This is a genomic window from Exiguobacterium sp. KJ 601, from assembly GCF_027161185.1.
GTDB lineage: Bacteria > Bacillota > Bacilli > Exiguobacteriales > Exiguobacteriaceae > Exiguobacterium > Exiguobacterium profundum.
Genome location: NZ_JADHZG010000001.1, coordinates 184772 through 196081, shown reverse-complemented (window position 1 = coordinate 196081; position 11310 = coordinate 184772). Strand labels below are relative to the sequence as shown.

Genomic DNA, 11310 nt, shown 5'->3' with positions numbered 1-11310 from the left:
CCTCCTGAGATTCGGAATTATGCGGTTTTATCAATCACAATGACTTTTCCATTCGCTCCCCGAGGAATTGATTGCACGGGGGTCAACGTAATCATGACCTCTTTACCGAACAGTAGTTCCAACTCGCTCCTCATAATCTCTTCATGTTCTGGCTTGAAGCGTTCCAGATCCGGGACGTATTTTAGTTCGATATGATACAAATCATGTTGTCGATACTGCGTTTGGATAACCGAGTTGGGTAATACTCGGACAACGGTCGTCAAATCCCCTTCATAGATTTTTTGTTTGTTTGGAGTGAGTACATAATTGCTTTCGCGTCCCTCAATGGAAGTGACGAACGTTCCTCCCTGTCCACAAGCACATGTCCCTTCTCCAATTTTCATCCGATCGCCAATCCGGTAACGAACGAGCGGTGTCCCATGGGTCGTAAAACTCGTCACTAAAATTTCTTCGTGATCCCCATACGACTCGATCACGCCTGTTTCGTGGTGGAGATGCATATTCCCATGGGTACATTCCGTTAAAATCGGTGCCCCTTCAGAAGACGCGTACTGATCAAAGACCGGGGCGCCAAACGCCTCTTCTAAGATGGCTCTTCCTTGAGGCGTAATCGTTTCGGCTGTCGGGAAAATAGCCAGTAATTGAAATTCAAGTGGAATCTGATTTTCTTTGATGTATTTTGCGATTTCAATCATGGCAGACGGTGCACTGTCTAATACGATTGGCTTGAATCGATTTAATGCGTCGATATAATGAGGGATGGTCTGAGGATTGACATGATAGAGCGAGAACAGCATCTGATTGAGCGGTCGATTGTAGCGCCAAAATACAGGTTTTTCTTGATTTGGATTACAAATTTTCCGTCCTGTGAAACTCGCTCGTTTCATTCCTCTGATAAACCCGTGTTGCGCTTTGAAAAAGTCAACGTGGGCCATACGTCTTTGATAGTCTTCTTTCGTAAAATGGACTTGCAAGGACGTCCCTGTCGTTCCACCGGTTCGACCAAGAATGTCTGTTTTGATGTTAGAATGGATGTCCGGATTTTTCCGAACTGTTTCTTTTTCGAGGATCGGGATGCGCTTCAACTCTTCCATCGATTGGAGGGGAAGAACAATCTCGTTTTCTTCAAACAGTTTTTGATAATATGCATTGTGCATCGCACAAAATTCGAGAAACGCATTGAGTCGCTTCAATTGATCGGCTGCGACGACTGCCCCATCTTTGGGACGATTGGCTAAAACGACTAACTCACGCTCATATGTGCGTCCGTACCGTTCTTGCCATAGTTTCATTCCATACAATGTCGTCATCCATTGTTGTAATCGAATCGGTGATTTCATGTATAAATCACGAAGCGCAAACCCTGCCATGGTGTAGTCTCCTCTCGCTAAGTGTAGAGTCGTTTCACGACTCGGACTTTTCCGTTCTTTTCTTTCTTGATGCTTTTCACATCTCGTAAAAGAACTTTCATTCGTGAAGTAAACAGACGCTCGACTTCTTTTTGGAGCGCGACTTCATGTTCAGGCTCAAATCGTGCTTCATCCTTCACGTACAGCATCTCAATTTCGTCTATTTTGTGTTGCAACACTTGAATCTGAATAATAGAGTTTGGCAGCACGCCAACCGCTGCGGTCAAATCTCCTTCAAACACCTTATAGCCTTCCGGCGTCTCAACATAGTTCATTTGACGACCATCGATTGACTCGATAATGGTGTCCTGTCGTCCACATGGACACATCGCTTCACTGAGGGTCATCCGATCGCCAATGCGGTAGCGAATCAGCGGTGTTCCGTGCGTCGTGAAACTGGTGACGAGCGCCTCTCCAAATGCATCCGTTTCGATGATTCCCATCTCAGGACGTAAGTGCATCTTCCCGCACTCACACTCCGTAACGATAGGAGCCCCTTCCGAAGAAGCATATTGATCGTAAACCGGCGCTTGGAACATCTCTTCTAACAACAAGCGTCCGGATGGTGTGAGCGTCTCCGAGGTCGGAAATAAAGCCACCGGTCGGAACGATAACGTCTTTTGATGGGTTTTCAAATATTTTGCGATTTCAATCATATCGGAAGGTGAACCGTCGAGTGCGGCCGGTTGAAATTCGTTCAACGAATCGATGTAGTGTGGAATCGTTGTCGGATTCGAATGCACGACCGAGTAGAGCATTTGCTTCATCGGGGCATTGTACCGCCAATACACCGCATTCTTTTGATTACCTGGACAAATCATCCGTCCTGTAAAACTAGCTCGCTTCATCCCACGGCGAAAACCATGTTGTTCTTTAAAAAAATCGAGATGCGCCATTCGCATTTGATAATCGTATTCGGTGAAACGAACCTGAATCGATTTACCCGTCGTCCCGCCCGTCATGCCGATGATTGGGGCATGAAGGTTAGAAAAGATGGTCTCATCCGTTCGAAGCGTCTCTTTCTCTAAAGGAGGGATCCGCTTAAAGTCTTCTAAGCTCTTTAAGGGTAAGGTAACCCCGTGTTTTTTGAAGAGTCGTTGATAGTACACGTTGTGTTGATTACAAAACTGTAGGAATTGATTCAAATGATTGAGTTTTGCATCAGGTGACGCTTCATTTGGAGCACGTCTCAGTCGCTCCAATTCCTGCTCATAATACTGACCGTATCGCTCCCGATATAACTTGATTCCATATAAGGAAACCAGCCAATTTTGGAGGCGAATCGGTGAGTGTGCATAAATCCGATCCTGTAAAATCCCCATTACTCGATGCCCTCCTTCAACACTTGATGATAGGCGATGTACCAGTCGATAAACGCGTTTACGCCATCGCGAATCGACGTCTGTGGTTGAAAGTCAATCGATTCATATAAAGAGGAGGAATCGGCAAAACTCGCGGGTACATCTCCCGCTTGAAGTGGTAACAAGCGGAGGATGGCCTTTTTCCCGACTCGCTCTTCGATCGTCCGAATAAAGTCCATCAAGGATACCGGTTGCTGATTTCCAATGTTATAGACACGAAACGGAACGTCACTCCGGTCAGGTAGAGGATGTTCATAGTCAAACTCCTCATCTGCCAACGGTGCGATATCCATAAGTCGGACAATCGACTCGATGATGTCGTCGATGTATGTGAAATCTCGTTCCATCTCACCGTAGTTGTATACATCGATTGGTTCGCCTTTTAAAATCGCCTCCGTAAATTTGTAAAGTGCCATATCGGGACGCCCCCATGGCCCATAAACGCTAAAGAATCGCAACCCCGTCGTTTTTAGACCGAACAAATGGCTGTACGTATGAGCCATCAACTCATTCGCCTTCTTCGAAGCCGCATACAAGGATAGCGGATGATCGACCGGGTGTTGTTCGGAAAATGGCATCGCCTGATTTGATCCGTAAACCGAGCTAGATGAGGCATAAATCAATTGCTCTACTGGATAGAAGCGACAAGCCTCCAAGATGTTCAAGAAACCAACGATATTGGATTGAATATAAGCATCTGGATTTTCTAGACTGTAGCGTACACCGGCCTGAGCCGCCAAATTGACCACGACTTGGGGTTGGTTTTTTTCGAAGACACGCGTGATTGCCATCTTATTTTCGAGGGCATCACGATAGAGTTTGAAACGAGGATGCGTCAACACATGAAGTCTTGATTCTTTTAATCTCGGATCGTAATAATCATTGACCACATCGATCCCGATGACATGATGTCCTTCTTTTAGCAACCGTCGAGCTAGATGAAAACCAATGAACCCGGCCACTCCGGTCACGAGAACTGTTTTTTTCATAACGACTTCCTCCTTTGCGTTGACTCCTTGACTCGCATGCGTACCGGTTCGATTTGTGGCGCAAAAATACTTTCCATCACTTCTTCTGGCAGTTCGTTGTTTGCGACAAATAACAAGAAAGAAGTGAGTCCATTCGATTGATCGAGTAGATATTCAATCGTTTTCAAAATCGGATCAACCGATTTAAAGGGTCTTGTACAACCGACGAAAATCTTTTCATATACTTGATTCGTATGTTCGCTCGTTGCGAGCAGTTCTTCGAACAGCTTCTCACCTGGACGAATGCCACTGAAATGAATCGGGATTTGTTCGAGGGTGAAACCGCTCAGTGTAATCATCCGTTTCGCCAAGTCCACAATTTTGACGGGATTCCCCATATCTAGTACGAACACTTCGCCCCCATTTGCGCGCACGCTCGCTTGAATGACGAGGCGACTCGCTTCCGGGATGGTCATAAAGTATCGGGTCATCTCTGGATGCGTCACCGTAATCGGTCCGCCCCGTTGAATTTGTTCTTTAAAGAGCGGAACGACGGAGCCACGACTTCCTAAGACGTTGCCGAAACGAACGACCGAGAATGTCGTTTCGCTGTGGCGAGCCTGCTGTTGGACGATCATTTCTGCTACTCGTTTCGTGGCACCCATCACGTTCGTCGGATTGACCGCCTTATCCGTAGAAATCATGACGAACCGCTTCACTTCAAAGAAATCGGCGGCTTCGACCATATTCTTCGTTCCGTAAATATTGTTTTTCACTGCCTCTCTCGGATTGTCTTCCATGAGCGGAACGTGCTTGTGAGCTGCCGCATGATAGACAACGTCCGGACGATACTGATCAAACACTTCCGTCACTCGCGCCCGGTCTTGGACGTCACCGATGACGGGACAAATCTCTGTATCAGACCCGAGTAAGCGGAGTTCGCGATCGATTGCATATATGCTATTCTCGCCATGTCCAAACAGGATGAGTTTGCCAGGATTGAATTTCATCAATTGACGGCAAAGCTCTGAACCAATCGAGCCTCCTGCACCGGAGATGAAAATGGTTAATCCACTCAACGTTTGAGAAATCTCCGAAACATCGAGCTGAACCGGTTCACGGCCGAGCAAATCTTCGATGGCCACTTCTCGAATCTCATTTAATGAGACTTTTCCGGATGCGAGTTCCGCAAGCATTGGCAGTGCATGGGATTCAACGCCTGTTTTCTCGATTCGTTTCAAAAGTTGGACCCGATCTCCGTAAGGAAGAGAAGGAATGGCCAACACAACCACTTCGATATTCAGCTCTTCAATTTTGCGTTCTAATAAATCGATTGAACCGATGACCGGTGTCCCGTGAATGTAGAGACGGTGAAGCAATGGATTATCATCCAACACCCCGACCACATGCAGCACATTCGTTCGATGCTCTTTCAGTTCTTTAATGATTTTTTGACCCGATTCCCCACCACCGATAACCAAGGTAGCTTTTCCATTCGACACCGGTGCGTGAAATCGGAAAAACGATCGTGTCCTAGCAACGAGTCGGATAAATAACATTCCGTTAAATGCGAGTAAGCTTTGAATAAAAATTGCTTGATAGGAAAAGCCATCCAATAATACGTATGATGCGAATAAGACGAACGTGTCACTCATGACCAACACAATCGCCAGTAATTGCAATTCACGCATCGATCCGTATCGCCAGTCGATTCGGTATACCCGAGTCACCCATCCTAAAATGAGAAGAACGAGCGTCTTCAATCCGAGGATCGTGATCAAATCTAGCGGGTCAGATGTTACCGTCGGATCATTTGCAAAGAATAGGTCAAACGTCACGAAAATCGCGAGCCCTGCAATCGTGATATCGAGTAACATCAAGAGCGCATTTTTTCGATCAATGGGAGACCGAACAGTTGGAGTACTCATCCTTTCACCACCTTCCATCCCAATCAGCTTCGAGTTGATGCTAGATAAGTACCCGTTCAAGATTCACAATCCAAAAGAAAAGAATAGCTTTTTGATACGAATGACATTTCGTCATGAAACGGTTTAACAAATGTGTAATGAGTTTTTACTTTCTTTTGTGAATATTTTTAATTTATATGGGTATTATGGGAAGTAGAAGGTAGGACATTTGGATTATTTTCACTTTGAGATTTTGCGAATGTCGCATTCTCCCAAAGTAGTCAATCGATTCAGGTTCCTCCCTTTTCATATCTCGTCACCGGACACATATTCTAGCTTTCCTTCAGGACCACCATTGTTTAACCACACCATGACCTTTGAAGCCACGACTTGCTTCTGAAAAGGAGAGACATCACGATGAAACGATGGACAGAGCAACAGATCCTCTCATGCCTAAGACAAGCAGCGAATGAACTTGAAGAATTTGACACAAAACAGTATACACTATGGGCCCGAAACAAAGACGTCCCCTCCCTATCGACCGTGATTTACAAATTTGGTTCTTGGCGGGAAGCCGTTCAAGCGGCGGAGATTAAGATGTTGTATCGTTATTATTCAGATGAAGATATTTTGACCGCACTGATTGAGGCATCAGAAGAACTTGAACTCTTCACGAGCCAAACGTATCGTGCCTGGGCAAAAATCTCGCAAGCCCCTTCTTTGACGCTGATCAGCAGCCGGTTCGGTTCGTGGTCGAATGCGTTACGTGAAGCCAAGCTTCAAACGACAACGGTACGGAACAATGAAGAACGGATCATTCAAGCCTTGATTGAAGCCTCCGAAAAGTTAGAGCGTCTCACGTCCCAACATTACGCCGTTTGGGCACAGGAAAAAGGCTATCCGACGGTAGCGACAATCGCTCGCAAATACGGATCATGGAGCTATGCGCTATTTGTCTTGGATATCGCTCCTCCGAAACGTAAATGGGATGAGGAAGATGTCATTGATGCCTTGCAGTTAGCCAAAACAGAGCTACCACATTTTAGTATCCTCCACTACCGGAAATGGGCCGAAGGTCGAAATGTTCCAAGTACATCGACAATCAATGCCTTATTCGGAAGCTGGACGGCTGCTTTAAAATGTATGGAGGAACAAAAAGTAAAACAGTAATCCATACAGATGAACTCATACAAAAAGCGCCGACTCTTTTCGAGTCGACGCTTTTTTCATGTGACGATCGCAATGTATAGCGGGATTCCAACTAACAGGTTGAACGGGAACGTGACAGCTAGCGAAAGGGTCAAATAAAATGATGGTTTCGCTTCTGGGACCGAGGCTTGTAACATGGCGGGAGCGGCGATATACGATCCACTCGCTGCGAGTGTCATCAAGAGGATCGTTCCGCCGTCAGATAAATTGGCAATCCCCGCTGCAATAAAGCCGACAAGTGCTCCGACTAACGGAAACACTATCCCCATCATCATAAATTTTAGTCCATATGACGGGACCGTTTTCAACTGCTGTCCGACTTTCATTCCTAGACCTAGTAAGAATAAGAGTAAAACGCCCGGGAACAAGTCGACGAAAAATGGTTTGAGCGGTGTGGCGTCTGGTGTCACCAGTCCAACAATCAGACCTGCAAACATCAAGAGGATACTTTTCGAGAACAAACTCTCCCGCAACACCGATAGAGAGTTCGCCTTCCCTGACGTAGCCGTGATTCCCATCACGTGTGTCTGATTATACAGCAGTAACGCCACAATCAGGCCGGGAATTTCAAGGACGACGACTAGTGTTGTCATGAACGGCTCGTACGCAATCCCGAGACGCTCGAGCTGTGTCGATGCTGCTACATAGGTGACGAGTGACACCGAGCCGAACGTCGCAGCCATAGCAATTCGCTCAGGGAATGAGAATTTGAACATTCCTCCGACATAGAATGCGAGAAGCGGTAGCAAAATCCCAATCAACAGCGTCACGGTCAGCGGTAATGCGATGTCTTCAAAAGATACCGAGGCGAGTCCCATACCTCCCTTCAGTCCGATAGCAAGCAGTAAGTAAATATTGAGCGTCGTACTCAATGAATCCGGGATCTTTAAGTTTGATTTTCCGACTGCGGCGATAACGCCCGTCACAAACAGTAGTACCGGGGCGCTCGTCAATAAAAATAAAAACAATTCCATACATCTTCCTCCTTGGCGACAAAAAAGCGCACACCTAAAGAAGGCGTGCGCTGTATGCCGACGGCTCGAATAATCGCTCCGTCAGGCCGACAACTGTCGGTTTATTGAATTGGTCAGTAGCTCCGTAACAAGATTTCGAAAGCACGCTTCATCTTGACTCGTCCAGTCGATTCTCTATACGTCTCTGCCTTTCATTTTAAGAAGGTGGCGTTTCATTGTCAATCGGTTTGATCCCAAGGGGCATCTAGACGAAACACGATGAGACGCTCCCCTGTTTTCGTACTGATGTCCGTATGGAGAGAGACAATCGAACGACCGAGTACTTGTCCGACAATCGTTTCGAGTTGACTCCGCCCTGATTCGACGAGATTGTTGCGATATTTCTTCAATTGCTCGCGACCTGAAGACTTGGTAGCCAAATCATACTCGGCCGGCGTCAACACGCCTTGGAGTGTGACGATGGCGAGATCTCGAAGCAGGTCTGCCTTACACGTCAATGACCCGCGACCCAAATATTCTTTCTCCCATTGGGTAATCCGAGCGCTCAGTTCCATTTCCAGCTGACCCTTTTTCCGCATTTACTTCACGAATCCAATCATCATCTCACGAAGAATCTTAGCTGCTGCGATGGCTGTCATATCTGACTGATCGTATGCCGGTGACACTTCGACAAGGTCTGCACCGATGATGTCGAGGTCTGCGTTTGCAATGGCATGTACCGCTTCGAGCAATTCTTTCGTTGAGATGCCACCGATTTCTTGCGTCCCTGTCCCTGGTGCCGCTGACGGGTCGAGGACGTCGATGTCGATCGTGACGTATACTTTTTTGCCAGCGAGTGTCGGTAAGACGCGTTTGAGTGGTTCGATCACTTCAAATTGATGCATGTTGTAGCCGACTTCACGAGCCCACTCAAACTCTTCTTTCATCCCTGAACGGATTCCGAACGAATAGCAGTTCGATGGTCCAATCAAGTTTGCCGCTTTTTTGAGCGGAGTCGAGTGTGAGAGCGGCTCGCCTTCATACTCATCTCGAAGGTCCGTATGCGCATCCAAGTGGAGGATGACAAAGTCGTTGCCGTAAACGTCGTGCATCGCTTTGATGATCGGCCATGTGACAAGGTGCTCACCGCCCATGCCGAGTGGGAACTTGCCTGCTTTGACGACATCTTTGACGAACGCCTCGATCATATCGAGCGACTTCGGTGCGTTCCCGAATGGAAGCGGGATATCTCCTGCATCGTACACCGCGGCATCAGCCAAATCACCGTCTAAATACGGGCTATATTCCTCGAGTCCAATCGATACTTCACGAATCCGGTTCGGACCGAAACGCGAGCCTGGACGGAAGCTGACTGTCCAGTCCATCGGCATCCCGTAAAGAACCGTCTTCGCCTCTGTCACCTCTGGGAGGCTGGCGATAAACACTTTACCTGAGTAGGCTTCATCGAAACGCTTAATCATTTTGTTAAGTCCTCCACGAATTTCGGAAGAACGAACGCTGCATTGTGAAGCTTCGGCGTATAGTACTTCGTTTCGATGTCATGGAACCGCTCAGCTGATACTTGTTCCGGATCGTATTTCTTCGAACCGATCGTGAACGTCCACATGCCACTCGGGTACGTCGGTACGTTTGCTGTGTACAACTTCGTGATTGGGAAGATTTCCTTCACGTCACGTTGAACCGTTTGGATGAGTTCTGGTGTGAACCATGGGTTATCCGTTTGAGCCACAAAGATGCCATCCTCTTTGAGCGCTTTTGAAATCCCTGCATAGAACCCTTTTGTGAAGAGGTTGGCTGCTGGTCCAACCGGTTCAGTCGAGTCGACCATGATGACGTCGTACTCGTTTTCTGACTTCGCGATATGCATGAATCCGTCACCGACGATGACTTCAACACGCGGGTTATCGAGCTCACCCGCAATATTTGGTAAGTATTTCTTCGAATATTCAATGACTTTCCCGTCGATATCTACGAGAACCGCTTTTTCTACTGATGGGTGTTTCATAATTTCACGGATGACACCGCCATCTCCCCCACCGACTACGAGCACATGCTTCGGATTCGGGTGTGTAAAGAGTGGGACGTGTGCGACCATCTCGTGATAGACGAATTCGTCCTTATCCGTCGTCATGACCATCCCGTCAAGTAACAACATCGTTCCGAACTCGTCCGTTTCGACCATCTCTAGTCGTTGAAACTCCGTTTGTTCGCTCTCATAAACGTGGTTTACACGGAACGTAATCCCGTAATCTTCTGTTTGGTGCTCCGTAAACCATAACTTTAATTTTTGGTCCATCGATAGAACCCCTTTCTGTTCAAAAAGTTGTTCGTATGCGAGTGGCGTTTTGAGGCGCTTCTTAATCATACGATAGGAAGTATACAAAACCTGTACCCATTTTGCACGATTTTTTTGCGGAATCGGTCTTGAATGTGAGTTTTTTGTGAGACGTTGCCGATATACTGATTGAACCAATTCTGAATCGAAAGGTGGAATAGTATGTGGTCACCCTGTGCTTCTTGTAACACAACCATTCCTTTGATTGCTCAAGGAACACTCGTCACGAAATTCAAGGAATACTCTTACAAAACGTTTGAAGAACTCGATACGCTCCTTCTGCATGCGGAAGGAACGGTTTACTGTGTCGATTATAACTCGAAAAGTCAGACGCCTCCGCTCGAGGTCGAAGCACTAAAAGATCAGCTTGCGCATCGGCACATCATTGAACAGATTCAGCACGGCACGTTCGAGAGTCACCTCCAACCAATCATCTTCCTCGATTCAACGGAAACGTTCGGATATGAAGCGCTCCTCCGCAGTAGCGCCAACATTTCACCTGGTGACCTATTCCGGACGGCAAACCGTTTCGGTCTCCATTCGAAACTCGATCAACGTGCCCGCGCGGAAGCAATCAAAGCAACGTTTGAAGCCGTCGCTCCTCAGCAAAAGACGTTCATCAACTTCTTACCTTCGACCATTTATAACCCGGACTATTGTCTCCAGCACACGTTTGACATCATTGACCGATATGACCTCAGCCCGGACCGCTTTATCTTTGAAGTCGTGGAGACGGAGAAGGTACATGACGTGGATCATCTCCAACACGTGTTTTCGACATATAAAAAGCGAGGGATGAAAGTAGCATTAGACGATGTCGGGGCAGGCTTCTCGACAATCGATATGTTGAAGCGGCTCGAACCGGACTATGTCAAAATTGACCGTTCCTATATCTCGTTTTGTGATGAAGACGCTGAAAAACGCGCTTTCCTCAAACAAGTGCGTGCGTTAACCCATTCGATGGGCATCACCCTTCTTGCTGAAGGAGTAGAACGTATGGAAGAGGCAGATGTCTGTCGTGAGCTCGGATTCGATTTAGCGCAAGGATATTTCTTCGGAAAACCGGCCCCTGCCAATCAATACAAAATTGAAATCGCATAAGTCATCACTTTCAAAAGCACAGGAATCGACTTCGTCGTCATCCGGT

General features: G+C 47.0%; 10 protein-coding genes. 2 read left to right on the top strand and 8 right to left on the bottom strand.

Annotation, left to right across the window (positions count from 1 at the left end):
- Positions 1 to 17 precede the first annotated feature (17 nt).
- From IRJ25_RS01095 to IRJ25_RS01080, 4 genes are read right to left on the bottom strand one after another with little or no spacing between them, the layout of a single operon-like run.
- Positions 18 to 1370: a phenylacetate--CoA ligase family protein gene (locus tag IRJ25_RS01095; protein ID WP_269317584.1), complete on the bottom strand. Its 1353-nt coding sequence runs from the start codon at positions 1368 to 1370 to the stop codon at positions 18 to 20.
- Positions 1371 to 1387: 17 nt separating this feature from the next.
- A complete protein-coding gene (locus IRJ25_RS01090) occupies positions 1388 to 2731 on the bottom strand; it encodes a phenylacetate--CoA ligase family protein (protein ID WP_031422168.1) in 1344 nt (447 codons plus the stop codon).
- Positions 2731 to 3759, bottom strand: a complete 1029-nt coding sequence (locus IRJ25_RS01085) for an NAD-dependent epimerase (RefSeq protein ID WP_031422166.1) — start codon at positions 3757 to 3759, stop codon at positions 2731 to 2733. Before IRJ25_RS01085 ends, IRJ25_RS01090 begins: the two co-directional genes overlap by 1 nt.
- Positions 3756 to 5666: a polysaccharide biosynthesis protein gene (locus IRJ25_RS01080; RefSeq protein WP_269317583.1), complete on the bottom strand. Its 1911-nt coding sequence runs from the start codon at positions 5664 to 5666 to the stop codon at positions 3756 to 3758. The genes IRJ25_RS01085 and IRJ25_RS01080 overlap by 4 nt, the downstream gene beginning before the upstream one ends.
- 396 nt (positions 5667 to 6062) lie before the next feature.
- Here IRJ25_RS01080 and IRJ25_RS01075 point away from each other — a divergent pair, with 396 nt between their 5' ends.
- The gene (locus IRJ25_RS01075) at positions 6063 to 6815 is read left to right on the top strand and encodes a homing endonuclease associated repeat-containing protein (protein ID WP_012727425.1); all 753 of its coding nucleotides are present in this window, start codon (positions 6063 to 6065) and stop codon (positions 6813 to 6815) included.
- A gap of 56 nt (positions 6816 to 6871) precedes the next feature.
- Here the strand turns inward: IRJ25_RS01075 and IRJ25_RS01070 are convergent, their stop codons facing one another.
- From IRJ25_RS01070 to speE, 4 genes are all read right to left on the bottom strand, one after another.
- Entirely contained in the window at positions 6872 to 7828 is a 957-nt protein-coding gene (locus tag IRJ25_RS01070) for a sodium-dependent bicarbonate transport family permease (RefSeq protein ID WP_269317582.1), read from the bottom strand.
- A gap of 218 nt (positions 7829 to 8046) precedes the next feature.
- Positions 8047 to 8406, bottom strand: a complete 360-nt coding sequence (locus IRJ25_RS01065; protein WP_031422162.1) for a DUF2294 domain-containing protein — start codon at positions 8404 to 8406, stop codon at positions 8047 to 8049.
- The gene (speB, locus tag IRJ25_RS01060; protein WP_012727428.1) at positions 8407 to 9288 is read right to left on the bottom strand and encodes an agmatinase; all 882 of its coding nucleotides are present in this window, start codon (positions 9286 to 9288) and stop codon (positions 8407 to 8409) included.
- Positions 9285 to 10124 (bottom strand): polyamine aminopropyltransferase, encoded by an 840-nt coding sequence (speE, locus tag IRJ25_RS01055; protein ID WP_012727429.1) that lies wholly within the window; start codon positions 10122 to 10124, stop codon positions 9285 to 9287. The genes speB and speE overlap by 4 nt, the downstream gene beginning before the upstream one ends.
- Positions 10125 to 10325: 201 nt before the next feature.
- Between speE and IRJ25_RS01050 the strand changes: the two genes are divergently transcribed.
- Positions 10326 to 11264, top strand: coding sequence for an EAL domain-containing protein (locus IRJ25_RS01050; protein ID WP_159563012.1), 939 nt, complete (start codon positions 10326 to 10328; stop codon positions 11262 to 11264).
- The last annotated feature ends 46 nt before the right edge of the window (positions 11265 to 11310 follow it).